General features: G+C 50.8%; 22 protein-coding genes. 11 read left to right on the top strand and 11 right to left on the bottom strand.

The features are described 5' to 3' along the window. Positions 1 to 119: 119 nt before the first annotated feature. From ABXT62_RS04845 to ABXT62_RS04825, 5 genes are read right to left on the bottom strand one after another with little or no spacing between them, the layout of a single operon-like run. Positions 120 to 593 carry a MaoC/PaaZ C-terminal domain-containing protein gene (locus tag ABXT62_RS04845; RefSeq protein WP_415357472.1) on the bottom strand — a complete coding sequence of 158 codons (474 nt, stop codon included), beginning with the start codon at positions 591 to 593 and terminating at the stop codon, positions 120 to 122. A gap of 16 nt (positions 594 to 609) precedes the next feature. Continuing rightward, on the bottom strand, positions 610 to 1,632 hold the full coding sequence (locus tag ABXT62_RS04840) for an SDR family NAD(P)-dependent oxidoreductase (protein ID WP_415357471.1): 1,023 nt from the start codon (positions 1,630 to 1,632) through the stop codon (positions 610 to 612). Positions 1,633 to 1,640: 8 nt separating this feature from the next. Next, the gene (locus ABXT62_RS04835; protein ID WP_415357470.1) at positions 1,641 to 1,847 is read right to left on the bottom strand and encodes a ferredoxin; all 207 of its coding nucleotides are present in this window, start codon (positions 1,845 to 1,847) and stop codon (positions 1,641 to 1,643) included. Between the two features lie 18 nt (positions 1,848 to 1,865). Next, entirely contained in the window at positions 1,866 to 3,212 is a 1,347-nt protein-coding gene (locus ABXT62_RS04830; RefSeq protein ID WP_415357469.1) for a cytochrome P450, read from the bottom strand. Continuing rightward, entirely contained in the window at positions 3,209 to 3,715 is a 507-nt protein-coding gene (locus ABXT62_RS04825; protein ID WP_415357468.1) for a hypothetical protein, read from the bottom strand. The genes ABXT62_RS04830 and ABXT62_RS04825 overlap by 4 nt, the downstream gene beginning before the upstream one ends. Positions 3,716 to 3,822: 107 nt before the next feature. Here ABXT62_RS04825 and ABXT62_RS04820 point away from each other — a divergent pair, with 107 nt between their 5' ends. Continuing rightward, on the top strand, positions 3,823 to 4,686 hold the full coding sequence (locus ABXT62_RS04820) for an LLM class flavin-dependent oxidoreductase (RefSeq protein WP_415357467.1): 864 nt from the start codon (positions 3,823 to 3,825) through the stop codon (positions 4,684 to 4,686). A 196-nt stretch (positions 4,687 to 4,882) separates the two neighbouring features. Here the strand turns inward: ABXT62_RS04820 and ABXT62_RS04815 are convergent, their stop codons facing one another. After that, positions 4,883 to 6,136, bottom strand: a complete 1,254-nt coding sequence (locus ABXT62_RS04815; protein WP_415357466.1) for a hypothetical protein — start codon at positions 6,134 to 6,136, stop codon at positions 4,883 to 4,885. A gap of 128 nt (positions 6,137 to 6,264) precedes the next feature. Here ABXT62_RS04815 and ABXT62_RS04810 point away from each other — a divergent pair, with 128 nt between their 5' ends. After that, positions 6,265 to 6,870 carry a TetR/AcrR family transcriptional regulator gene (locus ABXT62_RS04810; RefSeq protein ID WP_415357465.1) on the top strand — a complete coding sequence of 202 codons (606 nt, stop codon included), beginning with the start codon at positions 6,265 to 6,267 and terminating at the stop codon, positions 6,868 to 6,870. A gap of 113 nt (positions 6,871 to 6,983) precedes the next feature. Here ABXT62_RS04810 and ABXT62_RS04805 read toward each other — a convergent pair whose 3' ends face one another. Continuing rightward, the gene (locus ABXT62_RS04805; RefSeq protein ID WP_415357464.1) at positions 6,984 to 8,258 is read right to left on the bottom strand and encodes a cytochrome P450; all 1,275 of its coding nucleotides are present in this window, start codon (positions 8,256 to 8,258) and stop codon (positions 6,984 to 6,986) included. 76 nt (positions 8,259 to 8,334) lie between these two features. Beyond that, positions 8,335 to 9,087 (bottom strand): SGNH/GDSL hydrolase family protein, encoded by a 753-nt coding sequence (locus ABXT62_RS04800; RefSeq protein ID WP_415357463.1) that lies wholly within the window; start codon positions 9,085 to 9,087, stop codon positions 8,335 to 8,337. A gap of 244 nt (positions 9,088 to 9,331) precedes the next feature. Between ABXT62_RS04800 and ABXT62_RS04795 the strand changes: the two genes are divergently transcribed. Together ABXT62_RS04795 and ABXT62_RS04790 are read left to right on the top strand one after the other, a co-directional pair. Continuing rightward, complete coding sequence (locus tag ABXT62_RS04795; RefSeq protein WP_415357462.1) at positions 9,332 to 9,856, top strand: L,D-transpeptidase family protein; 525 nt, start codon at positions 9,332 to 9,334, stop codon at positions 9,854 to 9,856. Positions 9,857 to 10,002: 146 nt separating this feature from the next. After that, positions 10,003 to 10,299 (top strand): alanine-zipper protein, encoded by a 297-nt coding sequence (locus tag ABXT62_RS04790; protein ID WP_415357461.1) that lies wholly within the window; start codon positions 10,003 to 10,005, stop codon positions 10,297 to 10,299. Positions 10,300 to 10,380: 81 nt separating this feature from the next. Here the strand turns inward: ABXT62_RS04790 and ABXT62_RS04785 are convergent, their stop codons facing one another. Next, the gene (locus ABXT62_RS04785) at positions 10,381 to 11,298 is read right to left on the bottom strand and encodes a L,D-transpeptidase family protein (RefSeq protein WP_415357460.1); all 918 of its coding nucleotides are present in this window, start codon (positions 11,296 to 11,298) and stop codon (positions 10,381 to 10,383) included. Positions 11,299 to 11,452: 154 nt separating this feature from the next. On the opposite strand from ABXT62_RS04785, the gene ABXT62_RS04780 reads away from it, so the two are divergent. The 3 genes from ABXT62_RS04780 to ABXT62_RS04770 all read left to right on the top strand — a co-directional run bounded on the left by ABXT62_RS04780 (position 11,453) and on the right by ABXT62_RS04770 (position 19,205). Beyond that, on the top strand, positions 11,453 to 12,688 hold the full coding sequence (locus tag ABXT62_RS04780; protein WP_415357459.1) for a cytochrome P450: 1,236 nt from the start codon (positions 11,453 to 11,455) through the stop codon (positions 12,686 to 12,688). Between the two features lie 509 nt (positions 12,689 to 13,197). After that, complete coding sequence (gene gltB, locus ABXT62_RS04775) at positions 13,198 to 17,751, top strand: glutamate synthase large subunit (protein ID WP_415357458.1); 4,554 nt, start codon at positions 13,198 to 13,200, stop codon at positions 17,749 to 17,751. Positions 17,752 to 17,765: 14 nt separating this feature from the next. Next, on the top strand, positions 17,766 to 19,205 hold the full coding sequence (locus ABXT62_RS04770; RefSeq protein WP_415357457.1) for a glutamate synthase subunit beta: 1,440 nt from the start codon (positions 17,766 to 17,768) through the stop codon (positions 19,203 to 19,205). Positions 19,206 to 19,621: 416 nt separating this feature from the next. Here the strand turns inward: ABXT62_RS04770 and ABXT62_RS04765 are convergent, their stop codons facing one another. Together ABXT62_RS04765 and ABXT62_RS04760 are read right to left on the bottom strand one after the other, a co-directional pair. Then, positions 19,622 to 19,924 carry a hypothetical protein gene (locus ABXT62_RS04765; RefSeq protein WP_415357456.1) on the bottom strand — a complete coding sequence of 101 codons (303 nt, stop codon included), beginning with the start codon at positions 19,922 to 19,924 and terminating at the stop codon, positions 19,622 to 19,624. 17 nt (positions 19,925 to 19,941) lie between these two features. Further along, on the bottom strand, positions 19,942 to 20,418 hold the full coding sequence (locus ABXT62_RS04760) for a hypothetical protein (RefSeq protein WP_415357455.1): 477 nt from the start codon (positions 20,416 to 20,418) through the stop codon (positions 19,942 to 19,944). A gap of 295 nt (positions 20,419 to 20,713) precedes the next feature. On the opposite strand from ABXT62_RS04760, the gene ABXT62_RS04755 reads away from it, so the two are divergent. The 4 genes from ABXT62_RS04755 to ABXT62_RS04740 all read left to right on the top strand — a co-directional run bounded on the left by ABXT62_RS04755 (position 20,714) and on the right by ABXT62_RS04740 (position 24,141). Further along, positions 20,714 to 21,562: a zinc-dependent peptidase gene (locus tag ABXT62_RS04755; RefSeq protein WP_415357454.1), complete on the top strand. Its 849-nt coding sequence runs from the start codon at positions 20,714 to 20,716 to the stop codon at positions 21,560 to 21,562. Between the two features lie 147 nt (positions 21,563 to 21,709). Continuing rightward, entirely contained in the window at positions 21,710 to 22,168 is a 459-nt protein-coding gene (locus tag ABXT62_RS04750; RefSeq protein WP_415357453.1) for a hypothetical protein, read from the top strand. After that, positions 22,165 to 22,839, top strand: a complete 675-nt coding sequence (locus tag ABXT62_RS04745) for an OmpA family protein (protein ID WP_415357452.1) — start codon at positions 22,165 to 22,167, stop codon at positions 22,837 to 22,839. Before ABXT62_RS04750 ends, ABXT62_RS04745 begins: the two co-directional genes overlap by 4 nt. Before the next feature lie 147 nt (positions 22,840 to 22,986). Continuing rightward, a complete protein-coding gene (locus ABXT62_RS04740; protein ID WP_415357451.1) occupies positions 22,987 to 24,141 on the top strand; it encodes a BCCT family transporter in 1,155 nt (384 codons plus the stop codon).

The raw sequence follows: 24,141 nt of genomic DNA, 5'->3' as shown, positions 1-24,141 counted from the left end.
GTAGAGCATGTCAATACATGCGCTATAAGACGTATGACATTTTAGCTATCGCCTAAAGCTGCAGACATCGCCCAAAAAAAAGTGCGCATGCGGAGACCTAGCCTGCAAAAGAACGTTTATTATCTTGCCGGGTCCCTAGCCATCAGCGTCGAGGCCTTGATACTGAACACCAGCTCATCGTGTTGATTAATGAGCTGTGTATTGTAGGTTGCGATACCGCGGTCAGGCTTACTCTTAGAAAGCCTCGCCGTCTCGACAATAGACAAAGACCGAAGCGTATCACCGGCATAAACAGGCTTATGCATGCGCATCTCATCAAAGCCCAGCCCAGCAATTACCTGCTGCACCACACCACTCTGCCAGCGCTGACTGGTAATACAAAAAATGGAAAATATGTGGGCTGAACAGGCGGTGAGACCGCCAAAAATGGATGTACTGGCGAATACTTCATCGATGTGCCAAGGCTGCGGATCCCATGTTTGTGCGAACTCGATTATCGCCTGCGCCGTGACGGTATAACTAGCCGCCGCGTGTTCCGCACCGACCACGAGATCGTCAAAATAAAAAGGTTTTCCCTGCAACTCTAACGACATTTACAGCCTCACACGGTTAATCACTGACAGTAACCTTCGGACACTGACTCGCTTGCAAATGGCCGACCTTCACCATCCATGTAATAGCGTCAGAGAATGTCTCTTTTGTACTGCGCAAGCCAAGCTCGCGCAGCGCGAGTTCATCGGTGTTGTTGATATTGGGCCACAGCGTGGCGTAACGCATGGTTTCCGCTGAAATAGGCGAATCAATCGTCTTAAAGTGTCTGAGAAAATCCGTCACTCGACCGACCAAACGAAGTTTCCAGCCCTTGGCAGGAATACGCTTGAGCTGGCAACCCGACACTCCTTCGATGATATCAGCCAGCTCGGTCCAGGTGCAGTAAACACCCGGCATCAGGAACCGCCCAGAGCCGCCGTCTTGAACCAAAGAACACACAAAGGCGGCAAGATCACGCACATCAATGTACTGCATACCACCGTCACCGAAGATCCGGAAGCCATTCTCAATCCGATGCTTTAGCGCTTTGAATGAATCTGAAAACCCGGGATCATCTGGACCAATAACGCCACCGGGATAGACAATTGAGATGGGAGCACCCTGCGCCTGCAACTCGCGCAAATAGATTTCAGCCTCGACCTTACTCTGTCCATAAGGTAAGTCTGATTTCGTCGGAGGCGTATCTGGAGTGACCTTCGAGGCATCTGGATTAAAGATCGCAGTGATACTAGAAATACACACAATTCGTTCGACACCAAGCGCTAGCGCACTGCCCACGACATGCCTCACGCCGTCGACGTTGACTCGAAACAATTGCTCGATCGAACCTGTCTGCATCGGTGTACCCGCCGCCGCATGCACGACCGCATGACACTCCACTAGTGCCCTTTTTACTGACGCAACATCGGTGACGTCACCGACTACCATCTCAGGAATTCTCTCTCCCAACTCCCGATAGTAAGCTTCAGCTTTTTTGCTGTCCCGCACCAGTAATCGTACCGCATGGCCCGCAGCCATAAGCTGCCTGCAAATATGCGAACCTACGAAGCCGGTTCCACCGGTTATCAGTATCTTAGTCACGATGGCGGTTAATCTTCTAACACGGTAATGACATTATTAGGGCAGTATTTAGCCGCTTTCATCACTTTTTCGTGCAGCTCCCGCGGCGGATTTTCCAGCAAGACCCTAACCTGAGGGTAACCATCATCCTGATCAATCACAGCAAACACCTCAGGCGCCTCACCTAGACAAACGCTGTGCCCCTGGCACAGGGCTAAATCGATTTTTATCTTCATCGACAAACTCTCCCTCCGTTACTTGCGCTTCGTATAACGTAATCGACAAGGACCTGTTGGCTTTAACACAATCGCAGAGAGGTCGTCTTGGTACGTCACATCGGGATCAACCAATTCGAATTCATAGCGCGGCAACAATGCGGCGAAAATTGCCTTCATCTGCATCATGGCGAATGCGTTGCCCGCACACTTATGTGGGCCGCCCCCGAAGGGAATATAGGCAAACAACGTATCAGGCTTAGGACGATACGGATCAAATTTCTCAGGATCTGGGAAATAATCCGTGTTGCGATGTGAGCCGTAGATCGATATCGCCACCGTCTTGCCTGCTTCAATCAATGTTCCGTTATAATCGATATCCTCGATTACCCTGCGCATCAGCAGGACCAGCGGCGGGTGAAGACGCAGGACTTCTTCAATAAAAGCTTCCAGTTTCGGAATTTCACGCAGAGATTCGAGTGTAATCTCACTGTCGCTTTTGAATAGTGCTTGCAGCTCCTCGGACACCTCTGCCGAGTACTCCTTCTGACGAGCCAACTCTGTCAGCGTCCAAGTCGCCGTGCCGGAACTGGTGTGGTGCCCAGCAAACATAGTCGCGATCACCAACCCTGTGATCTCATTCTCCGTTAATTGACTGCCGTCAGTGTAGGTGCCCGCCATGAAGGTTTCCAGCGCATCGCCGTACTCAATATGACTGCTAGCCCGACGCTCAGCGATGATCCCGCCAATTAACGCCTGTAGTCGTATCAAAGCCTTATCGCGGGCCTCAAAAACGGGCTGCTGCATGTAAGGATCGACGAATGCAATGGCCTGCAGCCCTTTTTCTAAGGCGTGATAAAGCTCTCTAAACTCCTCGGTCATCCTGTCACGAAAATCTTTTCCCAGTAGACAGTGCGTCGCGGTATGCAGCGTCAATCGTAAAAACTCATCCAGAAAGTCTAATTCGCCTTCATCGCCCCAGCTGGCCACCCAGTCTTCCACCTCCTGAGAGATGACAGTCGAATAGTTTTTCATGTTTTGGTAACGCAGGGCGTCTACCTGAATTTTTAGTTGGGCTTTCATCTTGTCAGGCGGCGCGTCGAAAATAACACCCTTGCCAAAAACGGGAACGGTTGCCTGGTAGGCAGCTGCGCGGCTGAGCTTAAGGTCCAAGGTTTTAAGAAATGCTTCTTGGGCCTCAGGGCCACTCATCAGCACGGTCTGCTGACCACCCATATTGAACTCTGCCAGCTCCCCGCATTCCGCATTGCAACGCATCATAAAGCGCGCAAAATTGACACCGAACTCCTCCATGTGACCACTGCCCGGCTTTTCACCGCTTACCTTGGGCGGTAATTTCAAGGATGCGACAACACTCGGACTCATGTCGACTCTGCCTCTGACACCTGCTGGCTCGACATCACCGGCATCTCTTTCAGAATACCCGTTTCTACGCATTCCTTAATCAGGTTGGTGATGTTGGTGTAGTCATATAGGTCCAGCTGCTCGCACCACTGGTAATTCCCACCATACTGAAAATAGGAGGCGCCTATGACTTTCATCGGAGTACCATCTTCACGCACTGGCGCACCCGGCGGAGTCTGCCACCATATCGCCATAGCGCTGCCACGAGTTTCATCGATCACAACTCGCTCATACGGATAAGTCCAGCCCTTATAGGGGTCCATCGCTGCACCGACACAGGTCTCACGGATGGTTTCGCGTCCCCTGAATTCATACTTGCCATTGGGCGTGTCCCAACCATAGAGACAATCCTCAGAAAAGAAGTCTGCCAAATGGCGCCAGTTGCCCTCCTGCTCCGCCTTATCGTTCACCGCCAGCCAGCGGCGCATCATCTCTTCCATTTCTTCACGCTTATATGCGGACATTTAAAAACCCCTCTAAATTCAACCCCGAAACTGTTCAAAGCACACTATCAAAGTCACCATAGCCAAGTTATTATATAGTTGCAACTATAAATAAAAAGGAGGAGCACATGAAGTTCTGGCAGTCACTGGCCTTCGTGGAAATGGACCAAATGGTTGAACTGGCGACCTTTTGCGAAGAGCTTGGGTTTCACGGTGTTTCCTATGGCGACCACCTGATAACGACCAAAGACCAGGTCGACGAATACCTCTACCAGGATAGCGGTAACATTCTGTGGAATCCTGACACGCACTGGCCAGACCCCTGGGTTCTTACCGCGGCACTCGCTCAAGCGACGACGCGCTTACACTTTTTGTCCACTATTTACATACTGCCATTGCGGGAACCACTGAGTGCGGCAAAGGCGCTGTCCACTGCAGTATTTATGTCCCAAGAAAGAGTCACACTGGGGGCCGGTGTGGGATGGCAAAAAGCAGAATTTGAAATGGCCGGACAAGACTTCCACACGCGCGGAAAACGCGCAGATGAGATGCTGGAGATCATCCCTCAGCTGCTATCAGGGGAAATGACTGAGTACCACGGCACCTACTACGATATTCCGCCGGTCAAAATGTCACCGGGAATTAGAAAACCATTACCCATCATGATCGGGGGCTACGCACCCGCCGCAATGCGCAGAGCCTGTCGTTTCGATGGCTGGATGGCGACCTCACACGAAGAAGCAGAGATCTACCCTCTTCTCGACACGCTCAGCAATATCCGCAAGGAACAAGCCGCTGCTGATAAACCTTTCGATATCTGGACAGGTGTTAAAAATCCGGGTGACGGCACCCATGAGCGACTCGCAGCAGCAGGCGTGACTATGGTCAACGGCTGCAATTTCTTGAATGAGGATGGACGCACCGTTCTGTCGAGCATTGATGACAAGAAAAAAAGGGTTGAAGCATTTGCGCGGCAGTTTGTGCAGGTTTAAAGCCAGGGTACTTTCGCTAACACTGATACTCTAGCCTTTAAGGCCGCCATGGCTACTAAACCTATCAGTACTGCCATCGCCGCAGAAAATAACGCCATTCTTTTCATAGCAAGCCTCTTCCGGTTTTGACCGCAGGTATTTTCCTCCAGATCCCAGCCGACTAAGTTACATGCAGTGATATCGCATGGATTCGCACTTACAGCTGCAGCAATTGAATGTGATCCTGCAGTTTGGTTTGATACAACACCGTACCTTTGGCGATTTGAACCGACAACATTTCCTCTGAAGAAGCGTTGGTTCCGTCGATAATAATCTCCCACGCTAGGGAGCTCTTCTCACTCGCAACAACCTGTGCTCGAACGTCTACTCCTTTTGCAATACCTTCCAAGCCACCGATCATCCCTCGTGTCAACAAGGCGTGCCAGCCGTAGGGCAGATCCTCTGCAGACGCAGGGCAGTCCAGCAGCTCGAACAGGGCTCGTGTGTCGTCCAAGCGTGTAAGCTGAATTGACCAGTACTCACGCGGCTGAAACGCAGGGTGTACTTGCAGCACTGAAATAACGTCATCAATGCCCTCACCGTCACAACCCAGCCATATTTTCAATCGCTCACTGACGACCCAACCACTCCCCGCCATCTGGAACTCAGCGACAGTCATTGCAGCAGCCTCGCCATAGCGTTCAGCCACTGCGTACATCAGTCCCACCACTAGCAAATGCACTTGTACCGCCAGTTCACTGCACACAACAACCAAAGCCGCATGAGACAGTTGCTCGAGCTGCAATTGCTCGAATACCGAACCGTCGTAATAGTCCATACCCCCGGACTGAGTGCTTTTCGGACGCGGGATCACGATGTTAGCCAGACGGGTGCGGCTCATCACCCGAGTGATTTCAGGCTCTGTCACTTCTTCAGCAGCAGGGTCAATAGACACCGTCCACTCACAGTGTGGCTCTCTATTAGCGGGCACACGCGGCGGCCGATGGACTGGCACCATGCGAGCACGCGCATTGGTCGCTATCGCAGTGGCATTAAAGGTCGGATCTTCGATATCGTGACACATTACCTTTACCGCGTCCGGGCCGCGTGGTTCAGTTTCCAATAGTGCGCCACAGCTGTTAAGCCAGAAGCGGCCACTATCGGCGGATGACACTTCAAAGTGCACATCGAAATACTGATGTGTAAAACCACACTCCAACTGCAAACCCTTAAAAATGGTTGCAACGTCGGTGCCTCCAGCAAAGCCCATCGCTTTTTGCATTCGCCGTGTATAAACCGGGCTCGCCCCCATCCAGTTGGCGATAGCAACCTCTTTATATGCTTCATCACCATGATTGATGCGCAAAGCAGCGTAACCGGTGCGGCTATTGAACTGTGCACACAGCATATATTCTCGACCAAGCTGGGCAAGTTGCAGTCGACTATATTTCGCTAATTCTTTTTTAATCAATGTCTGCTCCCGCAAAGATATGAGGACGAATGAATTGGATGACAGTCAATATATATCCATTGTTTTATAGTTACCACTATTTTATAATTGGTCCCAATGCTGCGCATTTTCACCTCCCGGATTCAACAATGATAAAAGAGACGAAGCCGACCAAACGGGAAGTCACGCGAGAAAAGGTCATCAATGCCGCTATAGACTGTATCTATCGCGATGGCTTCAATGCAGCTCATACCAACCGCATAGCTGAGGAAGCCGGAGTCAGCTGGGGCGTACTGCAGTACCACTTTAGCGATAAGGACGGCTTGCTGCAGGCAGTGATTGATCATATCTTTGATGAGTTCGCCACCACATTGGAATCAACCTCACTGCAGGGCGACGATCTGCAACAGCGGGTGAGGCAACTGATAGATGTCGTCTGGACATTGGTCAGCAAGAAAGAGTATCGGGTCAGCATTGCCATACTGCGTAATGCTGGAAAAGATAATGGCTCCACCATCAACGGCCAGAAACAGCTGTCACGATGGGCGAAAAAAACCTCCAAATTGTGGGACGACCTTTTTGAGGACAATCCTCAAGCACCACAGCAGAGTGACACTGCCCGTCACCTGTTGTTTGCCACGCTGCGCGGCATGGTCGATGAAATTAACCCCCGCAGTATTAAGACAAAAAATTCAATTAAACTGGAATGCGACGCGCTGAGTGAAGCAATAACCTTTCTGCTCACCAGAAATTAGGCGTCACACCACATCAAATTCAATCGGCATTTTTTTTTTTGATGCCATGAATGAAACTCGAACGCAGGCGGTTAACGTCGCCCTACAAGCGAGGTAAGCGTCTCGAGACACCGCTAAGCGTTCAGCTTCAAGTGTAATTGGTCCAGTCGCCGCACGAATATGCTGGATACATGTCTGACGGGGAATGCGCTGTCCAGGCTGAAGCTGCTCGTTTTTTGTAACAGTTCCTCTAGAATCAATCGGGCCTCCAGCCGCGCCAGCCGCGCACCAATGCAAAAATGAATACCGTGACCAAAGCCTAGATGCTCATTGGTATTGTGGCGCTCGATATCCAGTGTATCTGGCTCACAAAAAACTGCAGGGTCACGGTTCGCGGCTGCCCACAACAGAAAAATCCTCGCAGTCGCCGGAATAACGACGCCGTTCAGTTTTGTCTCCTTCAAAACCGCGCGATAGTGCCCCCGAAAAGGGGACTCCAACCGAACGACTTCTTCGACATAACGTTCGATGAGTTGCGGCTGCTCCCGCAGGCGGCACTGCAGTGAGCCATCCTGCGCCAAAATACGAACGGCACTCCCCACTAGGCTTGAGGTGGACTCACCGGCGGCACCCACCAGAACAATGATGATGGAGACTGCGTCCTGCTGAGAAATCAGTCCCTCCCTGACACCCCTCACCAGCTCATCCATCACATCATCTGGACTTTCCGGAGCCGATTTTTGTAGCCTAGTGTCGAAGTGTTGCTTGAGATACTCACTCATCTCCCCAGTGGAGGCACTCAACTCTAGCATCCGGTCCAGGGTGGCAGTCCCTGCAAGAATATCACCGCCGCTGAAAGCCCAGTCCAGCAGCTGATCGACATCATCGACGGGCAACCCCACCAGACGCGCCATCACCTTCACCGGAATCGCATTGGCTAACTCGCCGACACAATCGCCCTGTCCTGCGTCGACCAGTTGTTGCACTCCCTTACGCGCCCAGTCGCGCACCTCGGCCTCTATTGCGGCAACCTTGCGGGCGTTAAGTTGGGGCAGCACTAACTTGCGGTGCACCGAATGAAACGGTTCATCCGCATTGGCAATGGCGTCCACAGTGCCGCCAAACTGGGTGAAGTCGAACAATTCTGGCTGACCATTGGCGCCCGTCACCAGAATGCCTGTCAAATTGGCGGAGTAGTCCTCCTGATTCTTTAACACCTGATGAATCAATTCCCAGGACGAAACCAGGTAGACCTCCGTCCCCGGCACCTGATAAACCGGCACTTCACTGACCAGCGCACGGTAGAAGGGATAAGGGTCTTCAATCACGTTCGGATCAAGCAATTGGTAATTGATCGAGGGAGATTGCGCGATGACTTTATTGATGATGTTCTCCGGTAATAGATTCATGCTGCATACATGCACCCTGACATTGTTATTTTCTACTGCTCCGCATTGCCTCATCTTCGGCTAAATTCTCGCCCTCTTAGGCTGAAGGAGACGACCCAATAACGCCAGAGAAGTCTCCAAGCTCGCTTGCTAGCTGCGTTCGGATGATTTCGCGCCAGATTTCATAGCCTCGCTTGTTCAAATGCAGACCGTCAATAATATAGTTTTCCGGATTTGGCTCACCATCATTGCCCATCAAAGCCTCTGAGGTGTCAATAAAATATAGATTTGGGTCAGTCTCAGACCAGGCTTTTATCAACGCATTAGTGGATTGAGCGATCGGCCAGACGGCCCAGCGCAGGGGCGACGGCGTGATGCCAATATAAAAAATCGGTAGGGCTGGTTGATCGCTACGAATCTTCCTAACAAATTCTTGATAGCTGGCCAGCAGAACCTCAGGTGTTTTACTGGCAGCAGGAACAATATCGTTGGTCCCGGCAAACACCACCACCGCACGTGGCTGGTAAACATTCACCAGTCGCTCAGCGTAGACAACAATATCGTTAAGCTTCGATCCGCCAAAGCCATGCTGGATGACAGGCAGGGGCGCCATATCATCTGCCAAGGTGTCCCACAGTCGAATACTGGAGCTACCGATGAACACCACACCCTCTCCTGGGCCGTATAAACCTCGAGTTTTTGACTCAAGGGCGCTAACCGCCTCCTCCCAGACCACCGGATCCTCGCTCTGGGTTTTCTGTACCTCTGCGTAGAGTTGCCACGCCAGCCAACATAGACATAAGACCAGAAGCCCGACAAACGCAGCAGTAATCTTTAGACTTTTTCGCATATGTCCTCGAGGTTTTATGTGAGCCTGCAACACCCAGCACACAACGCGAGGCCCACTTACCTATGGCAGATTACCAGAAGCTGGCAGTTGAGTCGCACCGTTCCCAAGGCTATGATCGCCACCATTGTTCACATTGCGGATATAAAAAGTGGCATTTTTTGACACACCAGCAAGGAAAGACCAAAAATCTTTCTTACATCTCGTTCATGTAGCGGCACTTTCCTGGTGCCTAGCAATCTCGACGATGTCACCCTTTCATGAAGTGAGGGCAGCGTCCGCCCCCACCTCCGTTGTATGGCTATCCGTCGACACTGACCAGCTCAGCCTTACCGTCATGCGCGGTGACACTGAGTTGCAACTGTTCGAAAACATTGCCATCGGCAGCGGTGGTTCGACTCTAAGAAGGCAAATGGGCGACCAAACGACACCACTGGGCGACTTTATTATCACCGAAATCAGGCACAGCGAGCGCTTTGAGCTGTTTATGGCCTTCGATTACCCCAATCTTGACCACACCGAGAGGGCCTTTCAGGACAAGCGCATCGACGCGCAAGAATACAGAGCGTTGAGATACGACCTCGATCGCGGCAATCCGCCGCCTCAAGAGACCAGTCTTGGAGGGTATCTGGGTATTCACGGCATCGGTGATGGCGATAAGGAAATACACGAATCCATCAACTGGACCGACGGCTGCATAGCCATAAACAACGAGCAATTGATGGAATTAGCCGACTGGGTGAAAATCGGCACCCGAGTAAATGTCCACTAACTGGCAAAAAGTCGGGTAAACAATCCCTTGCGATTACGCTCAGTATCTTTGAAAATGGGGGCTGGAGGTGCTCGTCGACTTAATTTGGCGACATTGCCTTGAAACGAACAGCTCAGCCCTGCATTCAAAGGGGACACGCTGTTCAAATGGAAACATCTAATACGCCGACAATGGCTGAACATCTAGAGGACGATATTATGCGTAATTCGCTGAAAACCACTGCAGCAGCATTCATGCTGGTAGCACTGACTGGACTGACTGGTTGTGCTACAACTAGGGATCTTGACGTATTGAAGCTGGCAGTAGAAAAAGCACAAAGCACTGCCGATGCCGCCAACGCCGCTGCTGCAAATGCACAGTCTGGTGCTGATGCAGCAACTGCATGCTGTAAAGCCAACACCGAAAAAATGGACCGTATGTTTAAACAGTCTATGAACAAGTAGTAATAACAGCACGTCCTTGCCGGGACAGTCTCACACTCTAGTATTAGTAGGGTGAGGGTGTCTCGGTCATTTCTTTAACGCTCAACCGCCTCTTGTTATTACCTGTGGCAAGCCATTCCGTTGGTCGATTGCCTCGTCTATTATCGTATTATCCAACTCGGCTGACCGCCTGTTCATGGCATCATCCAACGCCACCATAACCTCTTCTACCACGGCGCCCCTGTCATTCGGGTATTCCTCCAATGGCGGGTGTACTTCAAGATAGAGTTTGCCGCCGTACCAGCCAGCCTTGACCGGCTGATTGACAATATTCACCTGCGTGCCGACTGGCAGCTGTGCAAAAAGGTGCTCGATATCCTCGGGCAGCATACGAATACACCCGTGAGATACCCTCATTCCTACCCCTAGTGGCTTGTTGGTGCCATGTATGAGATAGCTAGGCATACCCAAGCGCATGGCATAGGCGCCCAGAGGATTGTTCGGGCCGGCGGGGACTACCCTTGGCAACGGGTCACCTTTTTCCGCATGCTCTTTGCGAATAGACTCCGGAGGGCGCCAGGACGGGTCTTTCTTCTTGTTGGTAATCGTCGTCATACCTAATGGGGTCGCCCAATCCATGCGCCCGATACTGATTGGGTAGGTCTGCACTTGCGCCGGTTGGCCAGGCTTCTTTGGGGGGAAATAGTACATGCGCATTTCAGGGAGGTTCAACACGACGCCCTTTCGAGGCGCGCGCGGCAGCACGTAGTGCGATGGAATCGTGATCAGAGTCCCCTCTCCCGGCATCCATCGATCTACGTCAGGATTGACCCGCTCCATCTGATTCTGGCCAATATTGGCCCGCCGAGCTATATCCAAGAGAGTATCTTCATAGGTGGACTGCACTGTGCGCATTGAACCAATGACGCCAAAATGCTGGGACGGGAGGTCGAAGGTCTCCGCCAGGACAGACGTGGAGAATGAGAGTGAGAATGAGAACACAATAGCGAGACTTTTCATGCGCCAACGATAATGCAGTATTGGGGGTAAAAACAAGCCCATTAGGTAGTATGCGCGTCAAAGAAACATCAACTGGGCGCCCCGCTATAGCCATTGGTAGATAATTCAGCGGGTGCTGTATACACTGAGTTTTTTCTAAACTGAGCGTTACAGAATGAAGCTTTCTTGGGATTTACTAGACCCTGCGGTAATGGGCGATGAGACATCCATGCATGAACTCATGCAGCAATTGCGTACAAATGATCCCGTGAGCCGAGTGGAGCATCCAGACTTCGAGCCATTCTGGGCGATCACCAAGCACGAAGATATAAAAGCCATCAGCCAGAATAACGCGGCCTTTATTAGCAGCCCGCGAACGGTGCTACTGCAACAGGAATTCGAAAAGGCTCTGATCGAAAAGTTTGGGACACGGAATGGCGTGGAAACGCTGATTCATATGGACAACCCCAAGCACAAGAAACTGCGCAATGTCACGCGGGATTGGTTCAAACCACGCGCGATCGACAAACTGAGCGTGGACATCGAGACGATTGCGAAGCAATACGTAGATAAAATGGAAGCTATGGATGGCAAGTGCGATTTTGTCAAGGATATTGCACTGTTGTACCCGCTACGGGTGATTATGTCGATCATCGGTGTCGCTCCCGAAGAGGAGGCCATGATGCTAAAACTGACTCAGGAATTATTTGGCGGCCAGGACCCCACACAATCAAGAGGAGGCGAGGTGGGTGACGGTCTTGCAGTACTAATGGATTTTTTCAGCTACTTCACTGCCGTTGTGGAGGATCGCAAAGAAAATCCCTGCGGGGACCTGGCATCCATACTCGCCAATGCTCTCGTTGACGGTGAGCCCATGGAGCAACTGGACCAAATCAGCTACTTCATCATCACTGCAACGGCGGGGCACGATACAACATCGGCCACGATCAGCGGTGGAATGAAGGCCCTGCTAGAGCACCCCGACCAGCTGGCAAAATTGCGCAAACACCCGGAACTTGCGAAACAGGCTGCCAAAGAAATGATTCGCTGGGTATCGCCTGTGCGTCACATGATGCGCACCTCCACTGAAGACATTGTACTGCGTGGAAAAACGATCAAGGCTGGAGACAGCTTATGCCTGTGGTACCCATCCGCTAATCGAGACAGCGATGCTATTGAAGACCCCGATACATTTGACATAGAACGTGACAACCAAAATCAACTGGCCTTTGGCTTTGGCGGGCACATGTGCCTTGGCCAGCATCTGGCAATACTGGAGGTAGAATTATTTTTTAAAGAATTGCTGCCGCGACTCAGCCATATTGAATTCGCTGCAGATCCGGAGTGGGTTCAGGCAATTTTTGTCGGTGGCCTCAAGTCGATGCCAGTGCATTACGCCTTTAATTCTTAAGGGGTCAGAACCTGGCACATCATCGAGACTGAGAGCATTCGATGCAGTGCAACCTGTGCCCGCACGGCCACTCAATCCTTACACTTAGAGGGTTGTCTGAATTGATCAGTGATCCCGTTATTGGTTGGCAGACGCTGTGAGGGCGTAAGAGCCCAGTGAATGAGATTTAGTCCCGAGATCAGGGCTTTTAGCGGCGCCTTTTGCCGCGGTCAGCCGATGCACCGAAGAAAATCCCTTAACTGTGATTTTCCGTTTAGACCCTTCCCGACAAATAGTGTTTAAATACAATGTGTTAAGAAATTTTATACCGTCGCTTAAGCAGGCAAACTATTGACATTAATCCGTCGGATGGTATTGTCTGCGCCCTGCTTAATTGTAAACAAATACCGCTTATAGCTGGTGAGAGACTGAGGAGCGAAAGCTGCTCGTCGAGGCAGCTATGAGCGTTTCCTTTTGCTGGACAAAATTATCTTGCGGTTTGATATCGCACTACCGAATGAGTTAAATGCATGATGAACAAAAGAATCGATGGCAAAATCGGGTTTCCCGCTAAGCATGGTCTCTACGACCCTGCTCTCGAGAAGGACTCCTGTGGTGTTGGCTTCGTGGCTCACGTTAAGGGCACTCCCAGCCACGAAATCCTGACCGACGCCTACCATATCAACTCCCGGATGGATCACCGCGGTGGCTGCGGATTCGAAGAAAATACGGGCGATGGGGCTGGCATCATGACTGCCATTCCCCACACATTTATGCAAAAGGTTACCGCTGATTGGGGCATTACACTGCCTGAAATCGGGGGTTATGCGGTCGGCAACGTCTTTTTACCGCATGATGAAGCTAAACGCACCGCTTTGAAGGTAGCTTTCAATGCTGAGCTTATTAAGGTGGGCCTTGTGCCATTGGGTTACCGTTTAGTGCCAGTGCGGGCCGATGAAGCAAACATAGGACCCGCTGCACGTGACGCCATGCCCTGCATCGAGCAGGTCATTGTCAGCGGCGACCACACACTCGACCACGCACTGTATTTTGCACGCAAGCGATTCATTCGCGCCGCCAGCATCAGCCATCCGGGTGAACTGGTCTATGTGTGCAGCCTCAACTCAAGGATTCTTGTCTATAAAGGCATGCTAACGCCTGCACAGCTTTTCCCATTCTACCCGGACCTTGAAGATGAGGACTATGAAAGCCACTTTGCCATGGTGCACTCCAGGTTCTCAACCAATACCTTCCCATCTTGGGATAGAGCACAACCTAACCGCTTCATGAGCCACAACGGTGAAATTAATACTCTGCGCGGCAATAAGAACTGGATGACAGCGCGTCAGGGCGTTGCTGCCAGTGAGCGTTTTGGTGACGAGATCAGCGATCTATTCCCCATCGTTGAGCCAGAATTTTCCGATTCGGGTTCGTTTGATAACGTGCTGGAGTTTCTCCTCATGTCAGGCCGAACGCTTCAAGAATCTATCATGATGATGATTCCTGAAGCCTGGCAATCTGATAAGAACATGCCCAAGGAAAAGCGGGATTTTTACGAATACCATTCCGCCCTGATGGAGCCATGGGATGGGCCAGCCTCAATTGTGTTCACTGATGGTCATTACATCGGCGCGGTACTTGATCGCAACGGTCTGAGGCCATCTAGATATTATCTGACACATGACGACAAGGTCGTCATGGCGTCTGAGGTTGGTGTACTCCCGATAGACCCGGCGAACATTAAAGAAAAAGGTAGATTGCAGCCAGGGAAAATGTTCCTGGTCGATTTTTTTGCCGGGCGTCTTATCCCCGACGAAGAATTAAAAATGGAGTTTGCTAAGCAGCGTCCTTACGGTGAGTGGCTGGAACAGCAGAAACTCGAATTGTCCGACCTGCCACCGGACCACGCAGAGCTGCATTATGAGCCTGAAACACTGGTGGCACGTATGCAGTCTTTCGGCTACACCATTGAAACCATGCAGTTTATGTTGCTACCCATGGTCTCTGAGGCTCGAGACCCTCTCGGGTCGATGGGGAATGACAGCGCGCTGGCTTGCCTATCTGATAAGTCGCGTATGATTTACGACTACTTCAAGCAGTTGTTTGCCCAGATCACAAATCCCCCGATAGACTCTATCCGTGAAGAAGTCGTTATGTCTCTCACGTGCTTTATCGGGCCTGAGAGGAACTTGCTGGAAACGACACCGGAGCACGTCCATCGGTTAGAGCTACATCATCCCATCATTTCTAACGATGAACTTACTAACATTAGAGATATAGAGCGGGATGGCTGGGCAACCAAGACCATCGACATCACGTTTGAGAAGGCTAGCGGTTGTGACGGCATGTTGGCGCAGATTGACCGGATTTGCGAGGAATCCTCACAGGCCATTAAAGACGGCTACTCTTTCATAGTCCTTTCAGACCGCAATATTAGTGCAGACCGCATGGCATTAAGCGCCCTAATCGCCTGTGGCGCCGTTCACCATCACCTGGTGGCAAGCCATGAGCGCACCCGTATCGGCATTATTGTGGAGACAGGTGAAGCGCGGGAAGTTCACCACCACTGCCTATTAGTAGGCTATGGCGCTGATGCGATTAATCCTTATCTTGCTTTTGAAGCCATTTGGCAGTCTTTGCAAGACGGTCTGTTAGACAAAAATATCTTTCCCAACAGCTCTTCAATTGTGAAGGGATACAAGAAAGGCGTCGGCAAGAGCATGTTGAAGGTAATGGCCAAAATGGGCATCTCCACTTTGCAATCCTATAAAGGTGCGCAAATTTTTGAAGCCGTTGGTCTTGCTGATGAAATCATCGATCGATGCTTTATGGGTACCGCCAGTCGTGTGCAGGGCGTCAATTTCACGGTCCTGTTTGAAGAAATGAAACTACGTCATGAAGTCGGCTTCCCAGTACGTGATCAGAACCTGATCCCCGTCCTGCCGAACCCTGGCGAGATTCACTGGCGTCGTGGCGGTGATACTCACATGTGGGATCCTGAAACCATTTCTAATCTGCAGATCGCCAGTCGGACCAATGATGAAGAGGCGTACTGGAAATTTGCCGATCACGCAAATACGGATTCCACACAGCGATCCACTCTCCGCGGACTGATGGATTTCAAAAAAACCAGCGATCCGTGCGATATCAGTGAGGTTGAGCCGGCATCAGAAATCGTCAAACGATTCTGCACAGGAGCAATGAGCTTCGGCTCTATTTCGGCCGAGAGTCATGAGACGCTGGCGATTGCGATGAATCGCATCGGCGGAAAATCGAACACGGGTGAAGGCGGTGAAGACGTCGCACGTTTTACACCGATGACCAACGGTGATTCAAAGCGTTCGGCGATCAAACAGGTCGCTTCCGGCCGCTTTGGTGTCACCATCTGGTACCTCACCAATGCAGACGAACTGCAGATAAAGATTGTCCAAGGTGCGAAGCCAGGAGAGGGCGGAGAACTTCCCGGTAAAAAGGTAGACCAGACGATTGCCGATATCAGGCACTCAACACCTGGCGTGGGCCTTATCAGCCCGCCGCCGCACCATGATATTTACTCTATCGAGGATATCGCGCAGCTGATTCATGATTTAAAGAATGCTAATCCTAGCGCCAGAATCAGTGTCAAACTCGGTTCCGAGATCGGAGTAGGAACCATTGCTGCCGGCGTTACCAAGGCAAAAGCAGATCACCTGGTAATCGCCGGACATGACGGTGGAACTGGCGCATCTGCCATCACCTCGATTAAACACGCAGGCCTACCATGGGAGCTCGGTATTGCGGAGACCCATCAGACGCTTGTGAAGAACAATTTGCGGTCGCGTGTCGTACTGCAAACAGACGGGCAAATAAAGACGGGACGCGATATTGCTATAGCGGTGCTATTGGGGGCGGAAGAAATAGGTTTTGCCACCGCACCGCTGGTGACACTGGGTTGTATTATGATGCGCAAATGTCACCTTAATACCTGCCCTGTTGGCATCGCAACGCAGGATCCAGAATTACGCAAGAAATTTTCTGGCAGCCCGGATTCTGTAGTGAACTATTTCTTTATGGTAGCTCAGGAGCTGCGCCTAATAATGGCTAGTCTTGGGATTCGAACTGTCAACGAAATGGTCGGACGCGCGGACCTGCTGGAAATGCGCCATGCGGTTGACCACTGGAAGACCAACGGCCTTGATTTCAGTAGCATTCTTACCCCCGCAGAAATCGTTTACGAGGGAACGGAGGTCTATCAGACAATCGAGCAGGATCACGGGCTCGACAAGGCGCTTGATAACCTCCTGATCGAACTGGCGCAGCCGGCGCTAAAGGGCGGCGAGAGAGTGCATATTGAACACGAGATTATCAATATTAACCGCGTTGTCGGCACTATGCTGTCCCACGAAGTTGCCAAAGCGACGAACGGAGCGCTCCTGCCTGATGACACTATCCATATTAAGCTCAATGGGTCCGCAGGACAAAGTCTTGGCGCATGGTTAGCCAAAGGCATCACTTTAGAAGTTGAGGGCGACTGCAACGATTACGTCGGAAAAGGTCAGTCGGGGGGCAGAATTATTGTCTACCCGCCAAAATCCAGTACATTTAAGCCCGAGGACAATATCCTTGTTGGTAACGTTATAATGTACGGCGCAACTTCTGGCGAGTCTTACTTCAACGGCATTGCGGCGGAACGGTTTTGTGTTCGCAACAGCGGTGCCACTGCTGTCGTCGAAGGCATTGGCGACCACGGCTGTGAATACATGACCGGTGGACGCGTAGTAGTGCTGGGAAAAACAGGTAGAAACTTTGGGGCCGGCATGAGTGGCGGCATTGCTTACGTCTGGAACGAGGATGGGAATTTCCAGCGCATGTGTAACTCGGAGACTTTCGAACTTGAAGGTGTCGAGGCTAATGAGGATATCAATGAGCTGCGCACCCTTATAGAAAACCACAAAAAGTACACGGGATCTGCAGTTGCGGAGAATATTCTAAACAACTGGAAAACTGAGCTCACTCGATTCGTTAAGGTCATGCCAACTGACTACAAACGGGTTCTTGAAGAGATGTCACGAGAAAATATAGCAACCGCAGCAGTCGGTTCCTAGGAAGACTATTTATTATGGGAAAAGTAACCGGATTTAAAGAATACACTCGAGAGACTGAGCCTTATCGTGATCCCGCTCTTCGTATTATCGATTTCAAAGAGCTCTATACTGAGCACAACGACTCGCATCTTCAGACACAAGGCGCGCGCTGCATGGACTGCGGCGTGCCTTTTTGTCAATCAAACAATGGCTGTCCCGTGTATAACCTCATCCCGGAGTGGAATGATCTGGTGTACAACGGACGGTGGCAGGACGCTCTTGATCGCCTGCACACAACCAATAATTTCCCGGAATTTACCGGTCGTGTTTGCCCCGCTCCCTGCGAGGGTGCTTGTGTGCTTGGCATCACAAGCCCGGCCGTTACCATCAAAAATATTGAATGTGCCATCATTGATCGAGGCTTTGACGAGGGCTGGGTAACACCAAAAATAGCAGGTGACAGTACGGGAAAAAGTATCGCCATCATTGGCTCTGGCCCGTGTGGACTTGCTGCAGCAGAGCAGCTAAATACAGCCGGGCACAAAATCACAGTCTATGAGCGGGCCGACCGACTCGGCGGCCTTTTGATGTACGGCATCCCTAACATGAAACTCGACAAGGATGTGGTTGAGCGTCGTGTACAGCTTATGCGTGATGCAGGTGTCGAGTTCATCGTCAATGCCAATGTTGGAAAAGATATAGATCCCGCCGCACTTGTTGCAGAAAATGATGCAGTGCTGCTCGCCACTGGAGCGACACTGGCGCGCGATCTGCCCATCCCAGGGCGCGATGCAAAGGGCGTACATCTGGCGATGGAATTCCTGACTGCCAACACCAAAAGCCTCCTCGATTCAGGACTAGAAGACGACAATTACATCTCAGCGAAAGGCAAAAATGTTATCGTCATTGGTGGTGGTGACACCGGTACTGACTGTATAGGCACGTCCTTGCGCCACGGGTGCAAATCACTGGTGAACTTTGAGCTCTTACCGAAGCCGCCCGCTGAACGCGCCGACAATAATCCCTGGCCACTTTGGCCGCGTATCTATCGCGTCGATTATGGCCATGCCGAGGCAGAAGAGAAGTTTGGCGATGACCCTAGGGTCTACTCCATCATGAGCAAGGAATTCGTTCAAGACGACGGAGGCAATCTGACCGGCATCATCACAGTCAACGTCGATGACCAGCTAAAAGAAATTCCGGGGAGCGAGAAAACTTGGGAAGCAGACCTCATCATGTTATCGATGGGATTTTTACAGCCAGAGCACTACATCAATGAAGCACTCAGCATGGATATTGATGGACGGGGCAATTTCAAAGCGACCAAGCAGGACTACCGCACCAGCGTGTCAAAGGTTTACGCCGCTTCTGACTGCCGACGCGGCCAAGACCTTGTGGTCCGCGCAATCAATGAAGGACGAGAAGCCGCACGTGAAATCGATCGCGACTTGATGGGCAACACCCAACTACCCTAAGGTAGCCTATTCACCCGGGGAGAAGTGGCCAGCGACGATTCTGTGCATTAACCTCCTATCCAGCCTAGCGAATAGGGGTACAGCAACCTTATTAGTGCACTTTTAAGCCACGCTATAAAGCGATTTCATTGGTGTAAAATTCGCTGATGCGCGATGCATTATTGGAGCGCTTGATGTGGCAAAATTCTTAGCGTGTTATAGCCGGATTCTGACAGACAATGTGGTCGCAGTAGCGCTTGGCCTCTTGCAAAGCTCGCAGCTGGCCGCCATATTTTCGGTCCAGAGAATTGTTCACATACCCCCTTCCATGTCGGCGTAAACTTACACGTCATGCATGCGCGCGATATGTCTTGTCATCGATGCGCGACAGGCCATAATTGTCTGCGTCTTGTATTTCTATGTTGCATACACTCCGATTAGCTTTTAGTTCTCCCGTCACATGCCTCTTTCAGTGTTGATCGCAGCAGCGTTTCCAAAAGAATTTTTTGCAGATGATACTTCGCTTTTCTATCCAGCCCGCACAAGTCTTCGATCATAATAGCTCTGTTCTGGATTAAGGAACTCAAGGTCTCCGACCGTATTTCAAGACGAATGAACTGATGCTCTTTGGACTTGCCGGACGAACGACTCAAATTACCGATGGCGCCGCCACCATCACAGACCTGTCTGCTATCAGCGACTACTAGTGTGCCTGCAGTTTCAGCGTCGACTACTCTCATTGATTGCGCCCCCGCGACTAGTGATAAACAATTTCTTCCAGATTCACCTCGACCCGAATAGGCGCTGGGCGAGACGTTCGTGGCGTAACAGTACGCTGCCTGTCCTGCGAATGAAGACGCGTAATATGCATGTAAATACGCGCTTCAACTTCGGGTGGAATTTTTAACATCGCTTCATTCCGCAGCCGACAGATCGCGGCCTGACGGATTTCCGTGGCCGCATCGGCACGCCCGCTTTTCTCAAGCGCTTGTGTCAGCCCTTCTAGGGTCTGCAGAAACCATTCCAACCCCGTCATAAGCGCAATCGCCCGGGTTGTGAGGACAATCTCTGCTGTTTCGAACGCACACCCCATATGGACGAGTGCCTCGTCCCAGTGGTCCCGTTCAGACAGCGACCGACCCGTATCATAGGAGTTGACACACCAGTGCAGAGCCTGATCAGGTCGTCCCTGCAACCACTCCCGATGATTGGCACATAAAAAATTCAGTTTCATAGTTCATCTCCAGACGTATCCACGGTTTAGTGGACAGTATCCCAATCAGCTTTTAATTGCAAATGATTCTCATTAGTATTTAAAGGTGGGCCAGCACAAGCCCTCAGATCTGATTTTACCTGTACCCGCTCCACTACCAACAACCCGCCCTGCACGATAAGCTAAAGCCTACAAACACCCTTATCGGTGCTAATATCACAGCTCATGCAGGTAAAGTTGTCGCGTTAAGGCTGCTAATGGTTAGGTGCGGGGCTTCCCCACTTTCGGGCGTCTTACATCACTAAAAAGGAAAAAAATGATTGCTTTATTACCGCTGGTAGCCGCCATCGTTGCAATTTTCGTATACTTCTATTACGTAAAATGGCGAGACCAGTGGGTTCGCAGCCGCCCTTTCCCTGAGGAATGGCTAGCATGCCTAACGGCAGCACTAGATGTCTATTCTTGCCTATCCTTGCAAGAACAGCGTCGGCTGCGTCAGCTTATTCTGGTGTTTCTCGCCCGCAAACGATTTTACGGATGCGCCGGATTGGTCGTGACCGACCAAATGCGAGTCATCATTGCTGCAGAGGCATGCCTTCTGCTGTTGAATCACGGCTGGGCAGTCTATCCGAAGCTATCCTCCATCCTTATTTACCCTTCTGCATTTCGTGTAAAACGCGAGGAGCTGCAGGCGGATGGGGTTGTTAAATCGTCAGAACACCATGTACTAGGAGAGTCATGGGGCAACGGCCGGGTCATTCTTTCCTGGGACGACGTTAAAAACGGTGCGACAGATTTTACCGATGGTCATAACGTCGTGTTGCATGAGTTTGCTCACCAACTGGATGCCGAATCTGGGACTACTAATGGAGCGCCACCACTGCGTCACAATACTTATAAATCGTGGTCGAAGGTGTTTACGGAAAATTTCGAGGATTTGAGAGAGCGTAGTCGGAGGCACCAGACGACGGTCATGGATACCTATGGCGCAACGAATCCAGCAGAATTCTTTGCGGTCGCCACCGAAACTTTTTTTGAAGAGCCACACCAATTGTACGATAGACGTCCTGAGCTATATGACGAGCTTTGCCATTATTATCAACTGGACCCACGAAATTGGCACCGAAAAGGCGCTACTCACGCCGCCGGCACTCTCTCTGAATAAAGCGAATGGAGGCAGATGATAGACGTATGTCCTTTTTGACGCACTCTAGCAAGATCAGCCGTCGCCGTTCTAAATATAGGCACTTGCCAACGACAACCTATTAGCTACACTCAGATAGAGTAAACAACTAGATCAGGGAGGCATCATATGAAAAACCAACACCTACCTCGCGCACTCATACTTATCGTGTTGTTGGCTGTTTTTAGCTACAGCCGAGCCTGGGCAGCAGACCCGCTCCAGACTCAAATGAGTATGTCCGGTGATATGGACGTGGACGTAATTAAGGCCAGCATTCTCGATAATATATTCACAGTTGTGCTGGTCTATCGCAATAACGGAGAAGCCAAGGAGAGAATCTACTACAACTTTGCTGGAGTCTACTTCATAGACGATACTGAAAAGAAAAAATATCATGTGTTAAAGGACAGTAAGAATAAGTGGATCGGTGCTCCTATGAACAGTGCAGGGGACATCAGCAAGAAGATCGCTGCCGGCGGTAAGCAGTTGGTATGGTTTAAATTTCCTGCCCCTCCGGCGACTGCCAAGTCCGTCAATCTAGTGATACCGGGTGTGTTGCCGTTTGAGGAATTGGCCATTTCCCGATGAGGGCGTTGCTCAAGCGCAACGCTACCACCGCTGCGGCCGCATCGGTGTTTTTCGCTATAAGCGCTATCGCCTGGGAGGCCGACCAGCCCGATGACCCCACGGCGCACGATGCCGCTAAGCTATCACTGTTGACGCCGGGACCGGATCAAGGCGGGCAATCGCTTCTTGAGGACATCCGAGAGATCGAGGGACTGGATACTGCGGTGGACGGCCAGGGCCTGGCCCTGTTGGCTACGGTCGGGGGACTGAACCAGGCTATCAATGACTTGGGGGCCAAGGTCGGCGAGATGGAGATCAGTGTGGCCTTATCCGCCGATATATTGTTCGATTTTGATAAAGCCGATATTAAACCAACAGCAGAGACCGAACTCACAAAACTGGGACTGATCATACGAGAAAAACGCACAGGCGATGTCACCATCATCGGCCACACGGACGCTAAGGGCAGCGATAATTATAATATGGGCCTGTCTGATCGCCGCGCCGATTCAGTCAAAAACTGGCTCGTCAAATATGCCCAGATTAATGCTGAGGTGATCACTACCGAAGGGTTGGGCGAAACTCAACCCATCGCTCCCAACGTTAAAGCCGACGGTAGCGACGACACTGACGGACGAACTAAAAATCGTCGGGTCGATGTCATAATTCAGACCCAAGAGGCGCTTAACTAACGCGCTTGCGACAGTTGTGCCGCTCGCCTCTCAATTTCACATTCCTCACTTTGATTAACAACAATGTTAAGATAAAGAAGAATTTACTCTATAAATGTAACAGCCGGCCTATAGCATAGCCGCAGCGGTCTAATAAGCGGAACTCAGATGTACGAAATACTCCCTATAGCGATTGCGATTACCTTGTCGACATCTGTCTTTATCTGTGTGAAGTGGGGCAACATTAGATGTGTTGGAAAAACGCCGGTGTCGCTGCTCGCTTTTTCAGCGATTCTCTTTACCTCTGGGCTCGATGTTGGCTTGATCATGTTTCCTCTCGTAGAATTTCCAATCTACGCCACTGAAGAGGCCTATAGCTTCACCAATCCGTTGGCGATTGAGTTCGGCTTCTGGGGATTTCTGGTTTGGGCCTTCTACTTTTTAACCACCTTCTATTTTTGTGTTGTGGAGCCCAAAATCGGACTTTTTCAATACCGGCCTATCCGTTGGATTAACAACCTGATTATTATTACCACCTGTGCATTTACAGCGTATTTATTCCTCAGTTATGCGCCCACCTATATCGATGGGATTTCCCCTCTGCAACAATATCTCTTAGTGGGTTTGATTATTTTCACGGCGGTTTTCTCAAGCACTCATGTCCGTTATATAAAAATTCTGAGTCTCGCGTCCAGCGCATTATTCATACTGCTCACGCTAGTGATGTTGGGCGCATCTGGAGCATCAGTTTCAGCCTATGTAGAATCAATGTCCAATCTAACGGGCTATTTTAGCAATATTCACCGCTTCGTCGGCCCAATCAGTGACTACCACGGCTGGTATCTATTCTGGTGGTTTGCGTGGAGTATAATGATCGGCCAGTTTGTAGCGAGGTTTGTCAGCGGAATGAAAACCTGGCAGTTGCTAATTGCCTTATTGGTGATCCCCTCCGTTGCTATAGCGCTCTGGTTTTCGACACTCTATTACTATTTTTCTAATGATATACCGGTGACAGGACTACTGCGCTGGGCAATGGTGGTCCTCGGAGTTATTTTTGTGATTAACTCACTAGACTCGCTTATTCGTCTGTATACCGACAATTTGGGTTTCAATATAGAGAGGCTGGGGCTCACACAATACGTTAGTGGAAATTTTTTATTGATCGGCTCTCTGGTACTACTCTATCAGCTGACGCCGCTTAAAATTGAGTGGGTAGGTTTAATCGTTATTGGATTGTACATGGCTATCTATATACTGATATTCAAAAATAGAACGAAAATTCGTGACAGCTTTATCCTCGCCAAAGATAGCCCTGAAATTTAA

Origin of the sequence: Halioglobus sp. Uisw_031, from assembly GCF_047729875.1 — a bacterium.
Taxonomy (GTDB): Bacteria; Pseudomonadota; Gammaproteobacteria; order Pseudomonadales; family Halieaceae; genus Marimicrobium.
This window is presented reverse-complemented; position numbering and strand designations above follow the sequence as displayed.

What these genes read in the sequence shown, in the direction of transcription:
- ABXT62_RS04845 (WP_415357472.1), bottom strand. Translation starts at nt 593, where the DNA reads ATGTCGTTAGAGTTGCAGGGAAAACCTTTTTATTTTGACGATCTCGTG.
- ABXT62_RS04835 (WP_415357470.1), bottom strand. Translation starts at nt 1,847, where the DNA reads ATGAAGATAAAAATCGATTTAGCCCTGTGCCAGGGGCACAGCGTTTGT.
- ABXT62_RS04830 (WP_415357469.1), bottom strand. Translation starts at nt 3,212, where the DNA reads ATGAGTCCGAGTGTTGTCGCATCCTTGAAATTACCGCCCAAGGTAAGC.
- ABXT62_RS04825 (WP_415357468.1), bottom strand. Translation starts at nt 3,715, where the DNA reads ATGTCCGCATATAAGCGTGAAGAAATGGAAGAGATGATGCGCCGCTGG.
- ABXT62_RS04820 (WP_415357467.1), top strand. Translation starts at nt 3,823, where the DNA reads ATGAAGTTCTGGCAGTCACTGGCCTTCGTGGAAATGGACCAAATGGTT.
- ABXT62_RS04810 (WP_415357465.1), top strand. Translation starts at nt 6,265, where the DNA reads ATGATAAAAGAGACGAAGCCGACCAAACGGGAAGTCACGCGAGAAAAG.
- ABXT62_RS04805 (WP_415357464.1), bottom strand. Translation starts at nt 8,258, where the DNA reads ATGAATCTATTACCGGAGAACATCATCAATAAAGTCATCGCGCAATCT.
- ABXT62_RS04800 (WP_415357463.1), bottom strand. Translation starts at nt 9,087, where the DNA reads ATGCGAAAAAGTCTAAAGATTACTGCTGCGTTTGTCGGGCTTCTGGTC.
- ABXT62_RS04795 (WP_415357462.1), top strand. Translation starts at nt 9,332, where the DNA reads ATGTCACCCTTTCATGAAGTGAGGGCAGCGTCCGCCCCCACCTCCGTT.
- ABXT62_RS04790 (WP_415357461.1), top strand. Translation starts at nt 10,003, where the DNA reads ATGGAAACATCTAATACGCCGACAATGGCTGAACATCTAGAGGACGAT.
- ABXT62_RS04785 (WP_415357460.1), bottom strand. Translation starts at nt 11,298, where the DNA reads ATGAAAAGTCTCGCTATTGTGTTCTCATTCTCACTCTCATTCTCCACG.
- ABXT62_RS04780 (WP_415357459.1), top strand. Translation starts at nt 11,453, where the DNA reads ATGAAGCTTTCTTGGGATTTACTAGACCCTGCGGTAATGGGCGATGAG.
- gltB (WP_415357458.1), top strand. Translation starts at nt 13,198, where the DNA reads ATGATGAACAAAAGAATCGATGGCAAAATCGGGTTTCCCGCTAAGCAT.
- ABXT62_RS04770 (WP_415357457.1), top strand. Translation starts at nt 17,766, where the DNA reads ATGGGAAAAGTAACCGGATTTAAAGAATACACTCGAGAGACTGAGCCT.
- ABXT62_RS04765 (WP_415357456.1), bottom strand. Translation starts at nt 19,924, where the DNA reads ATGAGAGTAGTCGACGCTGAAACTGCAGGCACACTAGTAGTCGCTGAT.
- ABXT62_RS04760 (WP_415357455.1), bottom strand. Translation starts at nt 20,418, where the DNA reads ATGAAACTGAATTTTTTATGTGCCAATCATCGGGAGTGGTTGCAGGGA.
- ABXT62_RS04755 (WP_415357454.1), top strand. Translation starts at nt 20,714, where the DNA reads ATGATTGCTTTATTACCGCTGGTAGCCGCCATCGTTGCAATTTTCGTA.
- ABXT62_RS04750 (WP_415357453.1), top strand. Translation starts at nt 21,710, where the DNA reads ATGAAAAACCAACACCTACCTCGCGCACTCATACTTATCGTGTTGTTG.
- ABXT62_RS04745 (WP_415357452.1), top strand. Translation starts at nt 22,165, where the DNA reads ATGAGGGCGTTGCTCAAGCGCAACGCTACCACCGCTGCGGCCGCATCG.
- ABXT62_RS04740 (WP_415357451.1), top strand. Translation starts at nt 22,987, where the DNA reads ATGTACGAAATACTCCCTATAGCGATTGCGATTACCTTGTCGACATCT.